We start from the raw sequence: 20,754 nt of genomic DNA on the forward strand, positions 1-20,754 counted from the left end.
ATCACGCCGACCCCGCCGGAGCCCGCCATGCACTTCCATCCCGCCCCGAACTCGCCGCTGCTGAAGACGCTGACTTTCGCCGCCGTCCACTTCACCGTGGCCTTTACTGTCGCCTATCTGCTGACCGGCAGCCTCGGCATCGCCAGCCTGCTGGCCATGGTCGAACCGCTGTGCAATACCGTGGCCTACTTCTTCCATGAAAAGGCCTGGAACGCGCTCGGCCGCGCACGGCGCCAGTCACAGGCGGTCGCCGGTGCCGGCATCTGAAATCCGCCGCCGAAATCTTAGACAGCGCTTAAAGAAAGGTCCGATAATGGACTTTCTTCTTGACTAAGTAGTCACGCACGTTACAATTTCAGTGCTGACCATTTGACCCAGAGCAATGAACGAATCCTTCAAGCAGTTCGAGCAGGCCATCGACCGGGCCGGTGCACGCTACCCCGGCTCGCCGCGGCAGGAAATCCTGCTGACCCGGCTCTACTATCACATCATTCCGCGCCTGAACAATTTCTTCAATGACGGCCTCAGGCAGTACGGCCTCAACGAGACGCTGTACCTGGCCCTGATGTCGATCTTCTCGGCCGAGAACCACGCCATTGGCCCGTCCCACCTGTCCGATGTACTCGACTCGTCGCGGACCAACATCACCCGCGTGGCCGACGAGCTGGTCCGCAACGGCTGGGTGTCGCGCGAAACCTGCAGCGAGGACCGCCGCCGGCTGTACCTGAAACTGACACCGGAAGGGCTGAAGATGGTCGAACAGTTGCTGCCGGAAATCCGCGTCATGCACCGCTCGCTGTGGGGCTCGTTTTCCGAGACCGAGAAAGTGGCCATGGAAGGCCTGATGCGGAAGCTGCTGGCCACGCTGGGCGGCTGAAATTTGTCACAAATATAATTACAAATGAAATTAATCGCATGGGAAGTATCGACTTCCTGCCTGCGAGACTTCACAGGACATAAAGAACACATGAGTGCATCCCAGCTTGCGGGCCGACCGCATTGCGACGCCCGGACCCGGCACGGACAGCCGGCCCGGTCCGCTTCGCCCCTGGCCGCGCTGGTCGCGGCGCTGATTCTGGCCGGCTGCGCATCACCGCACGGCATTGCGCCGCAGACCACCACGCCGGACCCGGCGCAAATGCAGCTGGCCCGTCCGGCCGGCGTCGAGGCCGCGCCGGTAGCGGATGGCTGGCTCGCGCTGGCGCAGCGCGACCCGCAGTTCGCCGCCGCACTGGCCGAGGCCCGCGCCGCCAGCCCGTCACTGACCGCCGCCGCCGCCCGCGTGCGCTCGGCCATGGCCGCCGCCGGCCTGGCCGAAGCGGCCCAGGGGCCGAATGTCGACCTGCAACTGGCCTATGACCGCCAGCGCATCTCGCTGAACAACCCGATGTTCCCGGCCCCGCTCGGTGGCGAGTGGTATCCGCTCTACCGGACCGGCCTGTCGGTGCAGTATGTGTTCGACTGGTGGGGACAATTCGCCGCCGAAGAACGCGCGGCACAGGCGCAGGTCGAAGTGGCGCGCGCCGAGGCCCGCGATGCCGACCGGCTGCTGGCCCATACCCTGGCCGCACAGTATGTGACGCTTGGCGACGCCATCACCCAGCGTGATCTGGCCCGTGCCGAACTGGCGGCGCTGGAACGCCGCGCGGCGCTGACCCGGCAGCAGGTGACGGCCGGCATCGCGCCGGCCGATCTGGCGGCCAATATCAATGCCCAGCGCGACCAGAAGAAGGCGGAGATCGCCAGTCTCGACCAGAGCGTTGCCAAGGCGCGCCATGCGCTGGCCGCGCTGGCCGGCAAGGGACCGGATGCCTTTGCCGCACTGACGCCGGCCGCGCTGCCCGCCGCCAGCGCAGTAGCCCTGCCGGCCCAGCCGACACTGGCCCACCTGGCAGCCCGCCCGGATGTGCAGGCCGCCCGCGACAGCGTGACGGCGGCGGCCGAAGGGGTGAAATCTGCCCGCGCCGCCTTCTATCCGACCGTGTCGCTGACCGGCTTTGCCGGCGTGTCCGCCGGCCATGTCAGTGATCTGCTGAAAAAAGCCAGCGGCACCTACGACATCATGCCGGCCATCTCGCTGCCGATCTTCGACGGTGGCGCACTGCGCGCCCAGCTCGGCAGCCGCGCCGCCCGTTTCGATCTGGCCAATGCCGAGTACACCCGCACCCTGATCAACGCTGCCCGTGATGGCGCCGATGCCATGGTGACGGTGCAGGCCAGCAGCGATGCCCGCCGCCAGGCCGATGCCGTGCTCGGCGAAAACGCCCGCGCCGCCAGCATTGCCAGGGCGCGTGCCGCCGGCGGCATCGCACCGGTCCGCAACGCGCTGGAAGCCGAACTGGCCCGCCTGCAGGGCGAGCGCAGCGCCCGCCACGCGCTGGCACAGGAATGGCTGGCACGCATGGATGCTGCCCGCGCACTCGGCGCCTGACCCCGATCACACCCCCACAGCTATACCCTACCCAATGACACGAGCGTGCCGGCGTCCCTGACGCCGGCCCGGAGATAAAGAAAAATGAACGCACAAGCCAGACCGAAGTCCCGCAAGCAGGCCCTGACCCTGCTGGCCGCCGCTGTTGTCGTCGCCGGCGTTGCCTATGGTGCCTACTGGGGACTGCATGGCCGCTATCACATCGAAACCGATGATGCCTATGTCGCCGGTCACATGGTCGCCATCACCCCGCTGACCGGCGGCACGGTCAGCACGGTCATGGTCGACGACACCGACTTCGTCAAGACCGGCCAGGTGCTGGTCAAGCTCGATCCGGCCGATGCCGAACTCGCCTACCAGCGCGCCCGTGCCGCCCTGGCCGATGCCGTGCGCTCGACCCGTGGCGCGACCTTCAGCGCCGACAGCGCGGCTGCCCAGGTTGCCGCCCGCGAAATCGATCTGCAGAAGGCCGAAGGCGATCTGGCCCGGCGCGAAAAACTGGTCGGCACCGACGCGGTGACGCTGGAAGACCTCGCCCATGCCCGCGACGCGGTCGCCGCCGCCCGCGCCGCCCTCGATGTCGCCAACCGCAACCGGTCCACGGCCCGCGCCCAGGTGCTGGACTCGCCGATCGCCGAACAGCCGAAGGTGGCCCAGGCTGCCGCTGCGCTGAAGGAAGCCTACCTGGCGCGCAAGCGCAATACCGTGGTGGCGCCGGTCGACGGCTATGTCGCCCGCCGCTCGGTGCAGGTCGGCCAGCGCGTGGCCGCCGGTACGCCGATGATGGCCGTGGTGCCGCTGCGTGACGTCTGGGTCGATGCCAACTACAAGGAAGTGCAGCTCGACCGCGTGCGCATCGGCCAGCCGGTCAAACTCGAAGCCGACCTGTACGGCGGCAAGATCGAATACACCGGCAAGGTGGCCGGCGTCTCGGCCGGCACCGGCAGCGCCTTCTCGCTGCTGCCGGCGCAGAATGCAACCGGCAACTGGATCAAGGTCGTGCAGCGCCTGCCGGTGCGGGTGACGCTGGACCCGAAGCAACTGGAAACGCATCCGCTGCGTGTCGGCCTGTCGATGACGGTGAATATCGACACCCGTGACGAATCGGGCCGCATCCTGGCCGACGCCCCGCCGGCCCGTCCGGCCTCGCACACCGGGGTCTATGCCCAGGACCTGGCCGATGCCGACGCGCTGGTGGCCGATGTCATCGCCGCCAACGCCGGCAAGTAAGGGAGCGGTCACATGACCCCGCATCCGCCGCTGGAAGGCAGCACCCGCTGGCTGATCACCATTGCCCTGTCTCTGGCGACCTTCATGCAGGTGCTCGACAGCACGATCGCCAACGTGGCGATCCCGACCATCGCCGGCAACCTCGGGGCGTCCACCAGCCAGGGGACCTGGGTGATCACCTCGTTCGGGGTGGCGAACGCCATCTCGATTCCGATCACCGGCTTCCTGGCCAAGCGTTTCGGTGAAGTCCGGCTGTTCATGCTGGCCAATATCGGCTTCATCATCACCTCGGCGCTGTGCGGCATCGCGCCGAGCCTGGAACTGCTGATTTTCTTCCGCGTGCTGCAGGGCGCGGTGGCCGGTCCGCTGATCCCCTTGTCGCAGAGCCTGCTGCTGTCCTGCTATCCGAACGAGAAAAAGGGCATGGCGCTGGCGCTGTGGTCGATGACGGTGATTGTCGCGCCGATTTTCGGCCCGATTCTCGGCGGCTGGATCTCGGACAACATTCACTGGTCGTGGATCTTCTTCATCAACGTGCCGATCGGCATTCTGGCCTGCTGGATGGCCTGGCCGATCCTGCGCGAGCGCGAAACTGCCCGCTTCGAGATCCCGATCGACCGCATGGGCCTGATCCTGCTCGCACTCGGCATCGGCGCGCTGCAGGTGATGCTCGACCAGGGCAAGGATCTCGACTGGTTCGCCTCGACCGAGATCGTCACCCTGGCCATCGTGTCCGGGCTGGCGCTGATCGCACTGGTGATCTGGGAGCTGACCGACGCCCACCCGGTGGTCGACGTGTCGCTGTTCAGGCAGCGCAACTTCCTGGTCGGTTCGGTCTCGACCGCGCTGGGCTACATGCTGTACTTCGGCTCGATCGTGCTGCTGCCGCTGCTGCTGCAGGAACACCTCGGCTATACCGCGACCCAGGCCGGTCTGGCGGCAGCGCCGATCGGCATCCTGCCGGTCATCCTGTCACCGATCATCGGCAAGTTCTCCAACCGGATCGACTTCCGCTGGCTGGCCACGCTGAGCTTCGTGGTGTTCGCCTTCACCTTTATCTGGCGTGCGCTGACTTTCGAGCCCGGCATGGCCTTCTCCGATGTGGTCTGGCCACAGTTCGTCCAGGGCATCGGCATCGCATGCTTCTTCATGCCGCTGACCGCCATCACCCTGTCCGGGCTCAAGCCGAACCAGATCGCCGGCGCCTCGGCGCTGTCGAACTTCATGCGGGTGCAGGCCGGCGCGATCGGTACCTCGCTGATCACGTCGATCTGGGAGCGGCGCGAGGCCGTCCACCACGTCGACCTGAGCGCGAACGTGTCGACCTACAACCCGGCCTGGCATGCAGCGCTGGGTGACTACCATCTGGCCGGGCTGACCGACGGCCAGGCACTGGGGGTCACGCTGCGCGAAATCGTGCGCCAGGGTTACGTGATCGGTGCGAACGAGATCTTCTGGGCCGCCGGCGGGCTGTTCCTGATCCTGACCGGCACCATCTGGTTCGCCAGCCGGCCATCCGGTGGCAGTGCGTCCGACGGCGGTGGCGCCCACTAGTCAGCCAGTATGCGGAAACAGAGAACGCTCCGGAAACGGAGCGTTCTTTTTTTACTGCTGCTGAATGACTACTTTTCTGCCGGCAGGTCGTACGGCCCCGGCAGCAGGCCGCCGGTATACACCGCCTGCTGATTGGCGCGCTGCGCCAGCGGCATGTAGTTCGGCGAGGCCTTGGCGATGGCTGCAGTCACTGCCATGGCGACCAGGTCCACCAGCGGATTGCCGGAGCTGTTGTTGTTCTGCGGCGAATAGGCAAGCTGCTGGTGGCTCTTCCACAGCGTCTCGCCGGTCAGGCCGCTCTTCAGCGTATAGTCCAGCGCCACGGTGACCGTGGTCGACAGCACGATATAGCGCGCATCCCAGCGCTCGATCGAGATGTACAGCACGCTGTCGGCGCCAAACAGGCCGGCCAGCTGGCGCGGGTCGGCCCCGTGCACCATGTCGGCATCGGCCATGCCCTCGTCTTCCATCATCCGCTTGACCAGATGCACCGGGAAAACGTAGTAGCCGCGTTCGGCCAGCGGGCGGGAAATGGTGGTCAGGAAGTAGTCCTGCGCATCCACGTCCACGCTGCGGTTGACCACCGGCACCACCAGCACCGAGCGCAGGTTGGCCTCGCGCAGTTTTTCCGCCGACGGCTTGTCGGCGTCCTCCGCCCTTGCCGCGAGGCTGGAGACGGCCAGCATCAGGCCGACCAGCACGGTTCCGATCCGGCGCGCGATCATGATGCACTCTCCTGGCTGGCGGGTTTCTTGCCGGCCGAAGCCGCCTTGATCATGTTGTCCATCAGCTTGCCGGACTCGGGCCAGCGCTGCTTTTCCTTCTCGAATGCGGCAATGGCTTCCTGCTTCTTGCCCTGCTGCATCAGCAGGTAGCCGTATTCGGCATACAGGCCGGGCGCCGGCGGCAGCTTGCCCTTTTCTGCGCCTTCGATGGTTTTCTGCAGCGCCAGTGTCAGGGCGGCGGCGTTTTCCGGATTCTTGTAGTAGCTGTACAGCGAGCTTTCATACTCGCCCCACGCGTACTTGTCGCGCTGGGCGGCGCAGCCGGCCAGCATCAGCGCGGCCAGCAGCGGCAGCAGGAGGTGGCGATGGGTCATCTGGCAGCCTCTCCCAGCCGGATCACATGGCGCTCACCATTGGTCAGCAGCACCTGCTGCCGGTACAGGTCCTGGCCATCGGCCGCGACGCGCAGCTGGTGCGGTCCTTCCTCGACCGTCAGCGTCTGCCGGACACCATCGTATTGCGACGCATCGCCGGCAGCGATGCCGTCGACGAACAACTGGGCCCGGGCCGGCGCGCCCACGACGCTCAGCGTCGGACGAAGCGTGGCGGTGCGGACATCGGTATGCGGCAGCGCGCAGGCGGTCAACGCCAGCAGGGCCACCAGGGAAAGCCGTTTCATGCGGGTTCCTTCAGGTCGGGGATCAGTGACGCGATTCAGCGATGTACAGGTCCGAGGTTCTGGCCTTGCCGAGCGAGCCGGACACCAGTTCGGCGACGGCGCCTTCGTTGCTGTCGTTGTCGCCGAACAGCTGCACCACGCGGACCCGGGCCACCTGCGTGCCCGGCAGGGCGATGCGGAAGCCGGTCTGGCCGCTCTTGACCTTCTCGCCCTCGTGCATCACGTCGAGCATGTCGCCGACGCGCAGGCCCTGCCGCTCGCCGCCGCTGATATACAGCTGGCGACCGCTGACCTTCAGGATGTCGGTGCGCCATGGCCGCGCATCGAGCTTGTTCATCAGCGCGGTCTGCACATCGGACAGCGCGGCGCCGATTGCGCGATCATTCAGCGAGCCGTCGTAATCGGCCTTGCTGCCGAAACCGGCGACCTGGCCGGACTCGGTGCTGGCCTCGCCGGCACCATTGGCCGAGAAGAACACATGCCCGGTACGGGCATCGACCAGGCGGATTTCGACCTTGGCCCGTGCGGTCTGGATCTTGGTGGCGCTGAGGAAGCCGGACTTGCCGGTGGTGCTGCGACCGAACTCGGTCACCGAGCCTAGGATCAGCGTGTCGACGCCGACCAGGTCGGCCTGCTGCAGGATGGCCTGCTCGGCCTTGATCCTGTTCAGGTCCTGGCGCTCGAACACCAGGAAGCGGTTGGACGCCACCAGCCGGTTGGCCAGCATGTCCGAGGCCTGCTTGCCGATCGGATCGAGGTTGTCGTCAGTGACGAAGGTGCGGCCGTAGCGGGTTTCATTGGTGAAGCGACCGATGGCGAGCTTGCGCTTCAGCGTCTTCTGCTGCGGCTGGGCAGCGGTGGCCTGGGCCTCTGCCTGGCGAACCGGCGACACCGGCAACTCGACCGACTTGGGAACAGGGTTCTGCGTGGCGCACCCTGCCAGCAGGGCAGCCAGTACGGCCAGGTGGATTTTGGTCATCGGGAAAATTTTTCGTGAAAAAAGGTAAAACGGCAGCCATATTGGCATGACATGCAGGACCCCGTGAAACCCATGCCGTCAGAATGTCGGCATTTTGCGACAGGGCAAATTAGCTTGTGAATACGTGCACAGAGAGGTGAAACACGGGCATGATCCGACAGGCGGGAAGCCGTCATTGGTCAATTCGTGCAGGAATCACTACACGGGCGGGCCAACAACCGCTAAAATCCGCCAGCCCGCGTCGAGCCAGTCCCCGCGGGCTGGAATCCTTCTAGAAAAGACCCTGCCAGGAGCGTCCTGCTCCGGCTGAAATCCGACAACATCTGCACCGGATTGGCATCACGCGCTCGCGTTGATGGTGTGGATGCAGGAAAGTCTATGAGCCAAACGACGTTTGCAGACCTGCGTCTGGCCGAGCCGCTATTGCGTGCCGTTGCCGACCAGGGCTATACCGAACCCACCCCGATCCAGCGCGAGGCCATTCCACAGGTGCTCGCAGGCGGAGACCTGATGGCGGCCGCGCAAACCGGCACCGGCAAGACCGCCGGTTTCACGCTGCCCCTGCTGCAACTGCTGGCGTCCACCCACGCCAACTCGCACCCGCCCGGCAGGCCGCGCGCGCTGGTCCTGACCCCGACGCGCGAACTCGCCGCCCAGGTCGAGGAATCGGTGGCCACTTATGGCAAATACCTGCCCCTGACCTCGCTGGTGATTTTCGGCGGTGTCGGCATCAATCCGCAGATCAGCGCGCTGAAAAAGCGCGTCGACATCCTGGTGGCAACGCCGGGCCGGCTGCTGGACCTGATTTCGCAACGCGCGGTCGATCTGTCCGGCATCGAAATCCTGGTGCTGGACGAAGCCGACCGCATGCTGGACATGGGCTTTATCCGCGACATCCGCAAGGTGCTCGCGCTGCTGCCGGCCCATCGCCAGAACCTGCTGTTCTCGGCAACCTTCTCCGACGAGATCAAGCGTCTGGCGGATACCCTGCTGCAGTCGCCGAAGCTGATCGAGGTCTCGCCGCCGAACACCACCACCGAGCTGGTGGAACAGAGCGTGCACCTGGTCGACCGTGACAAGAAGCGCGAGCTGCTCGAACACCTGATCCGCGAACGTCACTGGGAGCAGGTGCTGGTGTTCACCCGTACCAAGCACGGTGCCAACCGCCTGGCGGAAACGCTGGACAAGCATGGCGTCCGCGCCGCCGCGATCCACGGCAACAAGAGCCAGGGCGCCCGTACCCGTGCGCTGTCCGAATTCAAGGACGGCTCGCTGCAGGTGCTGGTGGCCACTGATATCGCCGCGCGCGGTCTCGACATCGACCAGTTGCCGCAGGTCGTCAACTTCGAACTGCCGAACGTGCCGGAAGACTATGTGCACCGCATCGGTCGTACCGGCCGCGCCGGCAGCCCCGGCTGCGCCGTGTCGCTGGTCTGCGTGGACGAGATCAAGTTCCTGGCCGATATCGAAAAGCTGACCCGCCAGTCGATCCCGCGCTTCACCATCGAAGGTTTCGAGGCCGACCTGAGCGTGCCGCCGGAACCGATCCCGATGGGTGGCAACCGCGGCCGCCAGCAGCAACCGCGCCACAATGCGTCGCCGCGCCAGCCACGCCCGGCCGCAGGCGACCGCCAGGACAGCGCCGCGCGCGAATCCGCCGATGGCGCCGCCCGGAAGAAGCGCCGCCGCACCAAGAAGCCGGCCGGCGAGCAGGCCGCAGGCCAGCAGCCGGAAGTCCAGGCAACAGCCAGCGCCCGCCCGCCGCGTGCACCGGGCAAGCCGCACGAGGGCCGTTCGTCGCAACCGGGCAACCGCAATGGCGGCAAGGGTGGCAAGCCGCGTGACCGCGACGCGCAACCGCGTGACCGTGATGCCCAGCCGCGCGACAACCGTCCGCAGGACAGCAATCGTGGCGAAGCCAACGGCAACAAGCAGTCGCGCAACGACCGTGCCGCCCCCGGCAACTCGATGGAAAGCGATCCGTCGGTCTACAGCGGTCAGCCGGTGCTGTTGAGCCATGTGCTGAACAACGGCGGCAACCGCAAGCCGCCACGCAAGCCGGTCGCCGCGCTGCTCGGCGGTCACGGCAACAAGAACCGGGGTCGCTGAGCGCAGACAAGGGCGGGGAGCGATGCCGCCGGGGTAGAATGGCCGTTGTCTCTTTCTGAACGGAATCCATGTCCGCTCCGCTCGTACTCGTGACCCGTCCGGACACCGTGTCCGCCGCGCTGACCGACCGGCTGGCGCAGGCGGGCCTGGTCCCGCTGGCGCTGCCGGTCATCGACATCGTGCCCGACCCGGCCCGGCTTGACCGGCTGGCCGGTGAGCTGGCCGGCTGTGACTGGCTGGTCGCCGTCAGTCCGTCGGCCGTCTCGGTGTGTGCCGATGTGCTGCAGACACTGCCACCGGCGCTGAAACTGGCTGCCGTCGGTGCCGGCACTGCCCGCGCGCTGTCGGCACTGACCGGCCGGCCGGTGCTGTTCCCGACCCACGGCAATGACAGCGAAGCCCTGCTCGCCTGTCCGGAACTCGCCGATCTTCACGATCGGCGCTTTCTTGTCGTCAAGGGCCGTGGCGGACGTCCCCTGCTGACGGAAACACTGGCTGCGCGCGGTGCGCGCGTGGTATCTATTGACGCTTATGAACGCCGGCCCCGGCCGGTCGATCGCGCCGCGCTGGCGGCCGCGCTCGCGGCCCATCCGCGCGCTGGCGCGGTGGTGACCAGCCGTGAAATCGCTAATGCCTTGCGCGACGCGGTTGGCGAGGCCCTATGGGCGTCGTTACAATCAATCGTGCATATCGTGCCGCATGAGCGGGTGGCCGACCGCCTGCGCCAGCTTGGCGTGCATGATGTCCTGACAACTTCGGCCGGAGACGACGGCATCGTCGCCGCGCTGATCGAATGGTTTGCCACGCATGACTGAATCTTCTGTACCTGTCGTCACCCGTACGCCGCGCCGCATCAGCCTCGCGCTGATCGTCGCCCTCATCGCGCTCGGGGTTTCCGGCTGGCAATGGTATGAGACCCGGCGCGTTCTCGATCGCGCCGAGCTCGACCTGGCCAAACGGCTGGCGGAAACCTCCGGCCTGAGCGTCTCCGCGCGGGCCGCGCAATCGCAGAGCCAGCAGGCCATCGACCAGCTCGCCACCCGCCTGAACCAGACCGAGGCGCGCGTCGCCGAGTCCGCCGGCCAGTACGCGACGCTGCAGTCGATGTACGCCGAGCTGACCAAGAACCGGGAAGACTGGCAGCAGGCTGAAATCGAACACGCACTGACCATCGCCAGCCAGCAGCTCGAACTGGCCGGCAATGTGCCGGCCGCCATCGCCGCGCTGGAAAACATCGACGCCCGCCTGGCCAACCAGGACAAGCCGCAATACATCGCGCTGCGCCGCGGCATCGGCCACGATCTGGAAGCGCTGAAGGCGCTGCCGTATGTCGACGTGGTCGGTCTGTCGGTCAAGCTGGACCGGCTGGTCTCCGGCGTCGACACCCTGCCGCTGGTCGTCGACGGCCACCGCGTGGTGGAAACGGCGGCGAACGGCAAGGCCGCCACGCCGCCCGCGACGGCACCGGCCACCAGCCGCTGGCGTGAAATCACCCGCGAGCTGTGGAACGGCTTTACCGGTCTGATCCGCATCCAGAACATGGACAAGCCGGATGCGCTGCTGCTGTCGCCAGAACAGGCGTTCTTCCTGCGCGAAAACCTCAAGCTGCGCCTGCTCGATGCCCGTCTGGCCCTGCTGCAGCGTGACTCGCAGGGCTACACGACCGATCTGGGCCAGGCGCAGGACTACGCGCGCCGCTACTTCGACACCCAGACCCAGCAGACGGCGCAATGGCTGCAACTGCTCGACAATGTCGCCAGCAGCCCGGTCAGCACCGATATTCCCAGTCTTGATGCCAGCCTGAAGGCGGCACGGGCGCTGCTGACGCCGCTGGCCAAGCCGGGGAGCGCGTCATGAAGTGGGTGTTGTGGCTGGTCGGCCTGTTTGCCATCGCTGTCGGCTTTGCGCTGTTCGCTGAAGTCAGTAAGGGTTACGCGATCCTGATCCTGCCGCCGTACCGGGTGGAGCTGTCGCTGAACCTGATGGTGGTCCTGCTGCTGGCGGCAGTGATCGCAACCTACCTGATCCTGCGTGCGCTGAGCATTGCGCTGTCGCTGCCGGAACGGGTCAAGCGCTTCCAGCGCCAGAAAAAACTCGACGCGGCGCGCCACGCGCTGCGCGATGCGACGCTGTCGCTGTTCGAAGGCCGCTACCAGAAGGCCGAACGCGAGGCGATCAAGTCGGTCGACAACGAGAGCGACGCGCAGAATCGCGCCATTGCCCTGCTGGTCGCGGCCCGTGCCGCCCATGCGGTCAAGGATGCCGGCAAGCGCGACAGCTACCTGGTCCGGCTGGAGAACGAGGGCGAGGCGGCCGAACTGGCCCGCTGCGTCAGCGCCGCCGAATTTCTGCTGGAGGACAAGCAGTACGTCGCGGCTCGCGCCGTCATCGACCGCGCGCGCCAGCTGTCGCCGAACCTGACCGCCGCATTGCGGCTCGAACTGCGGCTGAGCCTGGCCCAGGGCGCGCCGGATGCCGTGCTGGCCCTGACCGAGAAACTGCTGAAGGCCGAGGCCATCAGCCCGGAACAGGCACGCCGCTACCGGCTGGCCGCCTGGCGCCAGCAGATGGGTGGCCTGATCGACGCCGAGGAACTCAAGCGCTGGTGGAGCAAGATTCCGGCGCAGGAGCGCGAGAATGACGAGTTGCGCATCGCCGCCGCCCAGCACGCGCATGAACTCGGCGACACGCCGATGGCGGTCGATTTCCTGACCCGGCGCCTGGATGCCAGCTATTCCAGCGAACTGGCCGGGGAACTGGGCCGCTACGTTGCCGACCTCGACGACGAGGGCCGTCTGGCGCTGGCCAAGCGGGCAGAAAAGTGGCTGGAAACCGAACGCCGCGATCCGCGCCTGCTGCTGACGCTGGGCCGGCTGGCCGTCGCCCAGAAGCTCTGGGGCAAGGCACAGGGCTATCTGGAAGCCAGCGCCACGCTGGACCCGGCTCTGGCGACGCATGCCGAACTGGCCAAGCTGTTCAAGCGCCTCGACCGCGATGAAGAGGCCCGTCGCCACTTCGACGAATGCGTGCGACTGGCACTGGCACAAGCCGGCTGAGCCGGGAACACGTCTGAATGAGAACAGGCCGGCATATGCCGGCCTGTTCTCATTTTCAAGCAGTCATGCATGGCGCACGGCTGCAAACCACCAGCTTTTCTTTCTGTACAATATGATTACTGTTGAATATTGAAGTATTGCCTTCGAATGCCTCGGCAAAAATTGCAGTCTGCGAGAAGCGCTGTTTTAGTTCTTTTACCAGATCCGTCCCGATTCCCCTTTTCTGGTAGCGCGGGCAGACGCAGACCTCACTGATGTATGTAGTGAAAATTTCATCAGTAAATGCGCGAGCAAATCCGACAAGCTTTTGACTTTCTGCATCAAAAGCAAAAACACCAACGGTGCCAGGTGGAAAAAATTTCCTGGAAAATTCTGCCACGCCCAAGTATTTCTCAGCAGAGCCAAATCCTGCACTTTCGAGCACGGCTGCAAGCTCTCTGCTTTTCAGACCATTTTTTTCAAAAGTGATTTTGAATTTATGCATGGTTTACCCGCCATAAAGAAAATCATCATGTGTGCTGCATGACAATGGCTGTCTTCAGCCACTTTTGCTGAGGCACACCGGTATTCACTTGCTGATCCATTTCCAATGCCACCGACAAAAAACTGATTGACCACGGCGAATATCTCTTTCGCGCAGCCTGGGTGACGAACCATCCTATCGTTCTGCTTTCAGAAAAAACAAATGGGCATCATGACTCCCCGTCCTCAGGAATCAGACAGGCCGGATTTTGCTCGGCAAGGGCAGATTCCCGCTGTAGCCGAAATGCAACGCAGGAGGATCTGAACACAAAAACAGAGGGGTTAAGGCACGGTCGCTGGCGATGCCCCGTCAGGAGAGACAAACGCCTGCAGCTCATCAACCATCCGTATCCCGCGTCTTCGCCACCGCCTTCAGCCAGCCGGCGTACAGCGTCGCGCGCCGGTCCTCGGCCATGGCCGGAACGAAGCGGGCCTGGCGCCGCCACAGCGCCGACAGCTCGGCCAGGTCGCGGTACCAGCCGCAGCCGAGCCCGGCCAGCCACGCAGCGCCCAGGGCCGTAGTTTCGCTGGTACCCGGGCGTTCGACATCCACGCCGAGCATGTCGGCCAGAAACTGCATCAGCCAGTCATTGGCGACCATGCCGCCATCGACGCGGATCGATGCCGGGCTGGCGCCATCGGCGCGCATCGCATCGAGCAGGTCACGACTCTGGTAGCAGACCGATTCCAGCGCCGCACGCACGATATGGCTGATGCCGGAATCCCGCGTCAGGCCGGTAATGGCGCCACGCGCCAGCGGGTCCCAGTACGGCGCGCCCAGGCCGGTGAAGGCCGGCACCAGATAGACGCCGCCGGTCGAGTCGACCTGCCGCGCCAGGCCTTCGGTATCGCCGGCGTGCTCGATCAGCTTCAGCGCATCGCGCAGCCATTGCACCGCCGCCCCGGCGATAAAGATGCTGCCCTCGACCGCGTAGGTCGGCACGCCGTCCAGCCGGTAGGCCACGGTGGTCAGCAGCCGGTGGCGGGAACGCAGGGCCAGGCTGCCGGTATTCATCACCATGAAGCAGCCGGTGCCGTAGGTGGACTTGACCATGCCCGGCTCGAAGCACGCCTGGCCGACCGTGGCGGCCTGCTGGTCGCCGGCCATGCCGGTAATCGGCATCAGGTCGCCAAACAGCCGCGTCTGGCCGAAATCGGTTGCCGAATCGCGCACCTCGGGCAGCAGCGAGCGCGGGATGTCGAACAGCGCCAGCAGTTCGTCGTCCCACTGCTGGGTATGGATATTGAACAGCAGGGTACGGGCGGCATTGCTGGCGTCGGTCGCGTGGACGCGGCCCTCGGTCAGCCGCCACAGCAGAAAGCTGTCGATGGTGCCGAACGCCAGTTCGCCGGCCTCGGCCGCCGCACGGGCGCCGGGCACGGTTTTCAGCAGCCATGCCAGCTTGGTCGCGGAAAAATACGGGTCGAGCAGCAGGCCGGTGCGCTCGGCGATCCTGTCCTCGTGTTCGGCCAGCGCCTCGCAGTCGGCGGCGGTACGCCGGTCCTGCCAGACGATGGCGTTGTGCAGCGGGCGGCCGCTGCGGCGATCCCACAGTACGGTGGTTTCGCGCTGGTTGGTCACGCCGATGGCGGCAATGCGACTGCCGTCCTCCAGTTGCGACAGGGTTTCGCGCACGCAGTGGCGCACATCGTCCCAGATCCGCTCCGGGTCGTGTTCGACCCAGCCTGAGGCCGGATAGATCTGCGGCAGCTCCCGCCCGCTGCTGGCAGCGGCGTGGCCGTCGCGGGTGAAGGCAATGGCACGCGAACTGGTCGTGCCCTGGTCGATGGCCAGCAGGTATTCAGGCATTTTTCGGGCCGCAGGCAGGGATGGGCGAAGGCCCGATCCGGGTGGAGAAATGGACGTCGGTCATTTTATGTCAAACCTCGCCATTGCCGCCGTCTGTCGGTTTTTTCCTGGCGCCCTGTTTCGATTCCGAACCGGAACGCAGGGCAATGGTGCGGATGCTTTCGTTTGCGCACCCCTGTCAATCATGCTAAAAACATGTGATCCAAACGCAACACAAGATCCCAGCCAGATGAATCGCCTGCCGCGTCATGAACAGATCCTGAAGCTGGTACGGGCCAGCGGGTTCATGCCGATCGAGGAACTCGCCCGTCTGCTCGATGTCACGCCGCAAACCATCCGCCGCGACATCAATACCCTGTCCGAAGAAAACCTGCTGCGCCGTTTCCACGGTGGTGCCGCCCTCGGGCCCAGCGTCGAAAACGAGGAATACGCGACCCGCAAGGTCAAGAACCAGGCCGAAAAGACCCGGATCGCCAAGCTGGTCGCCGAGCACGTGCCGGACGACTGTTCGCTGTTCATGAGCATCGGCACCACGATAGAGGCTGTCGCACGCGAGCTGATCATCAATCACCAGCACCTGCGCGTCATCACCAACAACCTGAATATCGCCACCATCATTACCCGCCGCCCCGACTTCGAAGTCATCATTACCGGTGGCGTGGTGCGCAGCAAGGATGGCGGGCTGACCGGCATGGCGCCGGTCGACATGATCGAGCAGTTCAAGGTCGACTACGTGATCATGGGTGCCAACGGCATCGACAACGACGGCACGCTGCTCGACTACGACTATCGCGAAGTCCGCGCGACCAAGGCCATGATGAACAATGCCCGTCAGCGCTTCCTGGTCGTCGACTCGAGCAAGTTCGGCCGCAACGCGATGATGAAGGTATGCCATATCGGCGAGATGAACGCACTGTTCACCGACGACGAGCCGCCGGCCGAGCTGATGCCGCATCTGAACGAGAACAGCGTGCGCCTGTTCGTGGTCGAAGGTCAGCCGGCTCCCGTGCGCGGATAAGTCCCCCGCGCATTGCGGACAGCAGAACGCCGGGCCATGCCCGGCGTTCTGCTGTCCGCTTACAGCACCGGACGGCGCTTGCCCGGCGTGTGCTCGCTGGTTTCCGAACGCACCACCAGCAGCGGCATGTCGGCCTGACGCATGACCGACTCGGCCACACTGCCAAGCATCATGTGCATCAGTCCGCTGCGGCCATGCGTGCCCAGCACCAGCAGATCGGCCGGCACGCTGCGCGCATAGTTCAGCAGCCCGTCGGCGATTTCATCGCCACCACCCCAGCACTCGGCGATGAACAGCGACGGTTCCAGACCGGCGGCGCGAGCCTGCGCAGCGGCCCCTTCCAGCCGCGCCTCGCCGTGACGGTGAGCCAGTTCGGCCAGCTTGGCCTTGTCAGCCAGCACCACTTCTTCCAGTGCCAGTTCGAACAGATTGACGATATGCACCAGGTGCAGTTGCGCACCTGCCAGTTTCGCCACTGCGATGGCCTGTTCGAGCGCTTGCGACGCGTTGTTGCTCTCGTCGATCGACGCAACGATGTGCTGGTACATGAGGACTCCTTGGATTTTCACGATGACTGGACGCCGGCACGGCCCGATGCCCTGTCTCCACATCATTTTCCCATGATGGGGCTGCACCGGCCGCAGGCGAAAACACCTTCTCTCCCCCTGCCGGCCGACCGGGCCCGGCAACCGCTGTCACGGCCGGTTCATTAACGGCAGGGAAACCGATACGTGCGGGAATGATGGCAATGAGGATAACGCAATCCCCCGGCCCGCCGCGACGGCAGCTGTCATATTCGGCAAACGATTTGACGTGAAGCAAGCGCCAACCGTGACTATGCTCAAGTGACCATCGAATCGTTGTCCTCCGGCTTGAGCAGGAAAAGGAGACTGCCATGTTGACCAAGTCCACACTCGCAGCCGTTCTGGCACGGCTGACCGGCCCCGGCTTCCAGGTGAAATGGTGGGACGGTGATGTCCGCCGCTACGGCGGGGACGAGCCTGCGTTCAGCCTGAATTTCCATGCCGAACCGGCCTTCAACGCCGAAGATCCCATGGTATCGCTGGGCGAAGCCTATATGGATGGCGTGCTCGACTTCGATGGTGACTGGGATGCCATGCTGGGGCTGATCAACAGCAACCGGCAGATACTGGACGGCCCGCTGGCGCGGGTGGCCGGTGTGGCACGCACGCTCGACCGGTTGCGGCTGCGGGCGAGGCAGAAGGAAAACATCGCCCATCATTACGATATCGGCAACGATTTCTACCGCATGTGGCTCGATCCGGACATGAACTACTCGTGTGCGTATTTCGCCACAGCGGACATGACGCTGGAGCAGGCACAGCAGGCCAAGATCGACCATATCCTCGCCAAACTGTGTCTGAAACCGGGCGAACGACTGCTGGACGTCGGCTGCGGCTGGGGCGCCCTGCTGATCCGCGCGGCCCAGCGCCACGGCATCTGCGGCGTCGGCCTGACCCTGTCTGCGGAACAGGCCGACGCCGGCCGCGCACGCCTTGCCAAAGCCGGTCTGTCGGACCGGATCGAGATCCGGCAGATGGATTACCTCGACCTGTCCGGTGCCAGCGACCGTTTCGACAAGGCGGTCAGCGTCGGCATGTACGAGCATGTCGGTGAACGGCATGCCGCCCGCTATTTCGCCCGTGTCGCCGATGTGCTCGAACCGGGCGGCCTGTTTCTGCTGCATACCATCGTCGGCCATACCGACGATGGCAACACCAACCGCTGGGTCGAGAAGTACATTTTTCCCGGTGGCGAGATCCCGTACCTGCCGCGGCTGGCCGATACCGCCGCAAAAACCGGCTTCTTCCTGCTGACGCAGGAAAGCCTGCGCCTGCACTACGCCGCCACCCTGGCGCACTGGCGCGCCAATTTCGACCGCCATCTGGACGCAGTCCGTGCCCGTTTCGATGAACGCTTCGTGCGCATGTGGACGCTGTACCTGCGCGGCAGCGAGGCGTCATTCCGTGGTGGCGGGCTGGATCTGGGCCAATTCCTGTTCTCGCGCGGACTGGCCGCACATCCGCCGCGCCATCAGGCGCATCTGTACAACGGCGGGGAGCCGGTGCTGTGGTAGCTCAGGCCACGCCATGGCGACGGAACCACTCCAGCATGCGGCGCCAGCCATCCGTGGCGGCGCTTTCCCGGTAACTGGCCCGATAGTCGGCAAAAAAGGCATGCGGCGCATCGGCATAGATGACGATTTCGCTACCGCTGGCACCGATTTCCGCACGCATGCGCTCGACAGTATCGAGCGGAATCCCGCTGTCGGCCCCGCCATACAGGCCAAGCACCGGCACCCTGAGCCCGGCGCCGATATCGACCGGTTGCTGCGGCGTCAGCGCCGTGTGCTCACCGACCAGCCGGCCATACCAGGCGGCAGCGGCCTTCAGCGTCGGCCGGTGTGCCGCATACAGCCAGGCGATGCGCCCGCCCCAGCAGAACCCGGTAATGGCCGCACGACCGGTATCGCCATGGCTGTGGGCCGCGGCCCAGGCCAGCGCCGCGTCGAGATCGGACAGCACCTGCGCATCCGGCACCCGGCTCACCACCGTGTCCATGATGGTCGCGATGTCACTGATCCGCGACACATCCCCCTGGCGAAAATACAGTGCCGGCGCCACCGCGCAGTAGCCGAGCCGGGCCAGTCGGCGGCAGATATCCTGGATATGGGCGTGAATGCCGAAAATTTCCTGTACCACCAGCACGACCGGCCACGGACCGGGACCGGTCGGCATGGCGCGGTAGGCCGGCAGCGCGACGCCATCGGCCGCCGGTATCGTGACCAGTCCGGCAACCAGTCCGTCCGACGGTGTGGTGATGACCGTGGCCTGCGCAACCGGCTGCACGGCCAGCGCAAAACCGCCGGCGGCCAGCGTGGTCAGGAAATCACGACGGGAAAAGGGGGGCATGACGGGCACTCCACGGCGGCAGGCAATGTTTCCGGTATCGCCTTCCGGCCGGCGTACGTCAAGCCCGGCTTGCCGGTCCGCACCGGCCAAGGTAGAAAGACGGCGTGCGACCGCTTCCCGTTTCATCCCGACACCTGCTGCGCCCGCTGCTGATGCTTGTGGGCGGGCTGAGCCTCGCCCTCGGCATCCTCGGCATTTTCCTGCCGCTGCTGCCGACCACGCCGTTCGTGCTGCTGACCGCCGCCTGCTGGGCGCGTGCCTCGCCGCGTTTCCATCGCTGGCTGCTCGGTCACCGCACTTTCGGCCCGATCGTCATCGCCTGGGAAACCCGGCGCGCGCTGCCGCGCCGCGCCAAGCGGCTCGGGCTGCTGCTGATGACGGCATCGATGTGGACGTCGATGTGGATCGTCCAGCAGCGCCCGTGGCTGGTGCTGATGCTGCTGCTTACCTGGCTCGTGGTCGGTGGCTGGCTATGGCGCCTGCCGGAAACGACAGCGGCGCCGGCACAGGCCGGCGCCGCTGTCGGCCGAAATGACTGACGTCATTCGCCCAGTGCGGCCAGCAGTTCGGCCTGGTGCTCGGCGGTCAGCGCGTCGGTCAGTTCGGACAGATCGCCATCCATTACCTGATCGAGCTTGTACAGCGTCAGGTTGATGCGGTGGTCGGTCACCCGGCCCTGCGGGAAGTTGTAGGTACGAATGCGTTCGCTGCGATCGCCGGAGCCGATCAGGCTCTTGCGCTCGGCGGCTTCCTTCTGCTGTTGCGCGCGCCGCTGCACGTCGGCGATGCGGGCCGCCAGCACGGCCAGCGCCCGCGCCTTGTTCTTGTGCTGCGACCGGTCGTCCTGGCACTCGGCGACGATGCCGGTCGGCAAGTGGGTAACGCGAACGGCGGAGTCGGTCTTGTTGATGTGCTGGCCGCCGGCGCCGCTGGCGCGATAGGTATCGATGCGCAGATCGGCCGGATTCAGGTTCACTTCTTCCAGCTCGTCGGCTTCCGGAATCACCGCCACCGTGCAGGCCGAGGTGTGGATGCGCCCCTGGGTCTCGGTGCTCGGCACCCGCTGCACGCGGTGGCCGCCGGACTCGAATTTCAGCCGCGAGTAGGCGCCGAAACCGGCAATGCGGGCGATGACTTCCTTGTAGCCGCCAAGGTCGTTCTCGCTGGCGCTGACGATCTCGACCTGCCAGCGGTTGCGTTCGGCATAACGCGAGTACATGCGGAACAGGTCGGCGGCAAACAGGGCGGCCTCGTCGCCACCGGTGCCGGCGCGCACTTCGAGGAAGATGTTGCGTTCGTCGTTCGGGTCTTTCGGCAGCAACAGCCGTTGCAGTTCGCGCTCCAGCGCATCGATCCGCGCGTCGGCATCGGCCAGTTCGGCCTCGGCCAGTTCGCGCATGTCCGGATCGGACAGCAGCTCGCGCGCGGTGGCGATGTCGGATTCGGCCTGGCAGAAGGCCAGGTACTGCTCAACCACCGGGGTCAGCTCGGCGTGTTCGCGCGTCAGCTTGCGGTAGTTGTCGATGTCGTCGGTCACGGACGGCTCGCCCAGCAGACCGGTCACTTCATCGAGTCGGTCGGCAAGCTGTGCCAGTCTGGCGGCAATGGAAGGTTTCATGTGGGCGTTTGCTGCGAGTGAACGCAAAAGACGACCCGCCGGCGGCGGACCGTCGCCCGATGCGGGCATCGGGCAGGTGAATGAAGAAAA

The 20,754-nt window shown here is 65.5% G+C and carries 21 protein-coding genes; 12 read left to right on the forward strand and 9 right to left on the reverse strand.

The annotated features are described in order from the left end of the window. Window positions 1-57: 57 nt before the first annotated feature. The 5 genes from Q352_RS0105770 (at window position 58) to Q352_RS0105790 (ending at window position 5,215) form a co-directional block, all read left to right on the forward strand. Window positions 58-267, forward strand: a complete 210-nt coding sequence (locus Q352_RS0105770; protein WP_036385524.1) for a DUF2061 domain-containing protein — start codon at window positions 58-60, stop codon at window positions 265-267. A 115-nt stretch (window positions 268-382) separates the two neighbouring features. Then, the gene (locus Q352_RS0105775; protein ID WP_028498519.1) at window positions 383-877 is read left to right on the forward strand and encodes a MarR family transcriptional regulator; all 495 of its coding nucleotides are present in this window, start codon (window positions 383-385) and stop codon (window positions 875-877) included. 90 nt (window positions 878-967) lie between these two features. Next, window positions 968-2,431: an efflux transporter outer membrane subunit gene (locus tag Q352_RS20005; RefSeq protein ID WP_051528715.1), complete on the forward strand. Its 1,464-nt coding sequence runs from the start codon at window positions 968-970 to the stop codon at window positions 2,429-2,431. Window positions 2,432-2,515: 84 nt separating this feature from the next. Beyond that, complete coding sequence (locus tag Q352_RS0105785; RefSeq protein ID WP_028498520.1) at window positions 2,516-3,661, forward strand: HlyD family secretion protein; 1,146 nt, start codon at window positions 2,516-2,518, stop codon at window positions 3,659-3,661. A gap of 12 nt (window positions 3,662-3,673) precedes the next feature. After that, window positions 3,674-5,215, forward strand: coding sequence for a DHA2 family efflux MFS transporter permease subunit (locus tag Q352_RS0105790; protein WP_028498521.1), 1,542 nt, complete (start codon window positions 3,674-3,676; stop codon window positions 5,213-5,215). A 68-nt stretch (window positions 5,216-5,283) separates the two neighbouring features. On the opposite strand, the gene Q352_RS0105795 is transcribed toward Q352_RS0105790, so the two are convergent. The 4 genes from Q352_RS0105795 to Q352_RS0105810 are packed head-to-tail and all read right to left on the reverse strand — an operon-like array spanning window position 5,284 to window position 7,598. Further along, window positions 5,284-5,940: a DUF799 domain-containing protein gene (locus tag Q352_RS0105795; protein WP_036385461.1), complete on the reverse strand. Its 657-nt coding sequence runs from the start codon at window positions 5,938-5,940 to the stop codon at window positions 5,284-5,286. Then, on the reverse strand, window positions 5,937-6,314 hold the full coding sequence (locus Q352_RS20010) for a DUF4810 domain-containing protein (protein ID WP_036385463.1): 378 nt from the start codon (window positions 6,312-6,314) through the stop codon (window positions 5,937-5,939). The genes Q352_RS0105795 and Q352_RS20010 overlap by 4 nt, the downstream gene beginning before the upstream one ends. Then, window positions 6,311-6,619, reverse strand: coding sequence for a hypothetical protein (locus Q352_RS0105805; RefSeq protein ID WP_028498523.1), 309 nt, complete (start codon window positions 6,617-6,619; stop codon window positions 6,311-6,313). The genes Q352_RS20010 and Q352_RS0105805 overlap by 4 nt, the downstream gene beginning before the upstream one ends. A 22-nt stretch (window positions 6,620-6,641) precedes the next feature. Further along, on the reverse strand, window positions 6,642-7,598 hold the full coding sequence (locus Q352_RS0105810) for a CsgG/HfaB family protein (protein WP_028498524.1): 957 nt from the start codon (window positions 7,596-7,598) through the stop codon (window positions 6,642-6,644). Between the two features lie 378 nt (window positions 7,599-7,976). Between Q352_RS0105810 and Q352_RS20015 the strand changes: the two genes are divergently transcribed. From Q352_RS20015 to Q352_RS0105830, 4 genes are all read left to right on the forward strand, one after another. Further along, the gene (locus Q352_RS20015) at window positions 7,977-9,707 is read left to right on the forward strand and encodes a DEAD/DEAH box helicase (protein WP_084299889.1); all 1,731 of its coding nucleotides are present in this window, start codon (window positions 7,977-7,979) and stop codon (window positions 9,705-9,707) included. A 68-nt stretch (window positions 9,708-9,775) separates the two neighbouring features. Continuing rightward, the gene (locus tag Q352_RS0105820; RefSeq protein ID WP_028498525.1) at window positions 9,776-10,522 is read left to right on the forward strand and encodes a uroporphyrinogen-III synthase; all 747 of its coding nucleotides are present in this window, start codon (window positions 9,776-9,778) and stop codon (window positions 10,520-10,522) included. Next, window positions 10,515-11,564: a uroporphyrinogen-III C-methyltransferase gene (locus tag Q352_RS20020; RefSeq protein ID WP_051528716.1), complete on the forward strand. Its 1,050-nt coding sequence runs from the start codon at window positions 10,515-10,517 to the stop codon at window positions 11,562-11,564. Before Q352_RS0105820 ends, Q352_RS20020 begins: the two co-directional genes overlap by 8 nt. Beyond that, entirely contained in the window at window positions 11,561-12,763 is a 1,203-nt protein-coding gene (locus Q352_RS0105830) for a heme biosynthesis HemY N-terminal domain-containing protein (protein WP_028498526.1), read from the forward strand. Before Q352_RS20020 ends, Q352_RS0105830 begins: the two co-directional genes overlap by 4 nt. 55 nt (window positions 12,764-12,818) lie before the next feature. On the opposite strand, the gene Q352_RS22720 is transcribed toward Q352_RS0105830, so the two are convergent. Then, window positions 12,819-13,247 carry a GNAT family N-acetyltransferase gene (locus tag Q352_RS22720; protein WP_084299891.1) on the reverse strand — a complete coding sequence of 143 codons (429 nt, stop codon included), beginning with the start codon at window positions 13,245-13,247 and terminating at the stop codon, window positions 12,819-12,821. A gap of 375 nt (window positions 13,248-13,622) precedes the next feature. Beyond that, entirely contained in the window at window positions 13,623-15,095 is a 1,473-nt protein-coding gene (gene glpK / locus Q352_RS0105835; RefSeq protein WP_028498527.1) for a glycerol kinase GlpK, read from the reverse strand. Between the two features lie 229 nt (window positions 15,096-15,324). Here glpK and Q352_RS0105840 point away from each other — a divergent pair, with 229 nt between their 5' ends. Then, window positions 15,325-16,113, forward strand: coding sequence for a DeoR/GlpR family DNA-binding transcription regulator (locus Q352_RS0105840; protein WP_028498528.1), 789 nt, complete (start codon window positions 15,325-15,327; stop codon window positions 16,111-16,113). Between the two features lie 59 nt (window positions 16,114-16,172). Here the strand turns inward: Q352_RS0105840 and Q352_RS0105845 are convergent, their stop codons facing one another. Beyond that, a complete protein-coding gene (locus Q352_RS0105845; RefSeq protein ID WP_028498529.1) occupies window positions 16,173-16,661 on the reverse strand; it encodes a universal stress protein in 489 nt (162 codons plus the stop codon). 347 nt (window positions 16,662-17,008) lie between these two features. On the opposite strand from Q352_RS0105845, the gene Q352_RS0105850 reads away from it, so the two are divergent. Then, a complete protein-coding gene (locus tag Q352_RS0105850) occupies window positions 17,009-18,211 on the forward strand; it encodes an SAM-dependent methyltransferase (protein WP_036385465.1) in 1,203 nt (400 codons plus the stop codon). A 1-nt stretch (window position 18,212) separates the two neighbouring features. On the opposite strand, the gene Q352_RS0105855 is transcribed toward Q352_RS0105850, so the two are convergent. Then, window positions 18,213-19,046 (reverse strand): dienelactone hydrolase family protein, encoded by an 834-nt coding sequence (locus tag Q352_RS0105855; RefSeq protein WP_036385467.1) that lies wholly within the window; start codon window positions 19,044-19,046, stop codon window positions 18,213-18,215. A 134-nt stretch (window positions 19,047-19,180) separates the two neighbouring features. Here Q352_RS0105855 and Q352_RS20025 point away from each other — a divergent pair, with 134 nt between their 5' ends. Continuing rightward, window positions 19,181-19,585 (forward strand): YbaN family protein, encoded by a 405-nt coding sequence (locus tag Q352_RS20025; RefSeq protein WP_051528741.1) that lies wholly within the window; start codon window positions 19,181-19,183, stop codon window positions 19,583-19,585. Window positions 19,586-19,587: 2 nt separating this feature from the next. Here the strand turns inward: Q352_RS20025 and prfA are convergent, their stop codons facing one another. Beyond that, window positions 19,588-20,664 (reverse strand): peptide chain release factor 1, encoded by a 1,077-nt coding sequence (prfA, locus tag Q352_RS0105865; protein WP_028498532.1) that lies wholly within the window; start codon window positions 20,662-20,664, stop codon window positions 19,588-19,590. Window positions 20,665-20,754: the final 90 nt, after the last annotated feature.

The sequence above is a fragment of the Microvirgula aerodenitrificans DSM 15089 genome, assembly GCF_000620105.1.
Classification (GTDB): domain Bacteria; phylum Pseudomonadota; class Gammaproteobacteria; order Burkholderiales; family Aquaspirillaceae; genus Microvirgula; species Microvirgula aerodenitrificans.

Bases quoted from the DNA above. Each gene is read 5' to 3' on its own strand.
- Q352_RS20010 (WP_036385463.1), bottom strand. From the start codon at position 6,314: ATGACCCATCGCCACCTCCTGCTGCCGCTGCTGGCCGCGCTGATGCTG.
- Q352_RS0105840 (WP_028498528.1), top strand. From the start codon at position 15,325: ATGAATCGCCTGCCGCGTCATGAACAGATCCTGAAGCTGGTACGGGCC.
- Q352_RS0105795 (WP_036385461.1), bottom strand. From the start codon at position 5,940: ATGATCGCGCGCCGGATCGGAACCGTGCTGGTCGGCCTGATGCTGGCC.
- Q352_RS20015 (WP_084299889.1), top strand. From the start codon at position 7,977: ATGAGCCAAACGACGTTTGCAGACCTGCGTCTGGCCGAGCCGCTATTG.
- Q352_RS0105785 (WP_028498520.1), top strand. From the start codon at position 2,516: ATGAACGCACAAGCCAGACCGAAGTCCCGCAAGCAGGCCCTGACCCTG.
- Q352_RS20005 (WP_051528715.1), top strand. From the start codon at position 968: ATGAGTGCATCCCAGCTTGCGGGCCGACCGCATTGCGACGCCCGGACC.
- Q352_RS0105805 (WP_028498523.1), bottom strand. From the start codon at position 6,619: ATGAAACGGCTTTCCCTGGTGGCCCTGCTGGCGTTGACCGCCTGCGCG.
- Q352_RS0105855 (WP_036385467.1), bottom strand. From the start codon at position 19,046: ATGCCCCCCTTTTCCCGTCGTGATTTCCTGACCACGCTGGCCGCCGGC.
- Q352_RS0105845 (WP_028498529.1), bottom strand. From the start codon at position 16,661: ATGTACCAGCACATCGTTGCGTCGATCGACGAGAGCAACAACGCGTCG.
- Q352_RS22720 (WP_084299891.1), bottom strand. From the start codon at position 13,247: ATGCATAAATTCAAAATCACTTTTGAAAAAAATGGTCTGAAAAGCAGA.
- prfA (WP_028498532.1), bottom strand. From the start codon at position 20,664: ATGAAACCTTCCATTGCCGCCAGACTGGCACAGCTTGCCGACCGACTC.
- Q352_RS0105810 (WP_028498524.1), bottom strand. From the start codon at position 7,598: ATGACCAAAATCCACCTGGCCGTACTGGCTGCCCTGCTGGCAGGGTGC.
- Q352_RS0105850 (WP_036385465.1), top strand. From the start codon at position 17,009: ATGTTGACCAAGTCCACACTCGCAGCCGTTCTGGCACGGCTGACCGGC.
- Q352_RS0105820 (WP_028498525.1), top strand. From the start codon at position 9,776: ATGTCCGCTCCGCTCGTACTCGTGACCCGTCCGGACACCGTGTCCGCC.
- Q352_RS0105790 (WP_028498521.1), top strand. From the start codon at position 3,674: ATGACCCCGCATCCGCCGCTGGAAGGCAGCACCCGCTGGCTGATCACC.
- Q352_RS20020 (WP_051528716.1), top strand. From the start codon at position 10,515: ATGACTGAATCTTCTGTACCTGTCGTCACCCGTACGCCGCGCCGCATC.
- Q352_RS0105775 (WP_028498519.1), top strand. From the start codon at position 383: ATGAACGAATCCTTCAAGCAGTTCGAGCAGGCCATCGACCGGGCCGGT.
- glpK (WP_028498527.1), bottom strand. From the start codon at position 15,095: ATGCCTGAATACCTGCTGGCCATCGACCAGGGCACGACCAGTTCGCGT.
- Q352_RS0105830 (WP_028498526.1), top strand. From the start codon at position 11,561: ATGAAGTGGGTGTTGTGGCTGGTCGGCCTGTTTGCCATCGCTGTCGGC.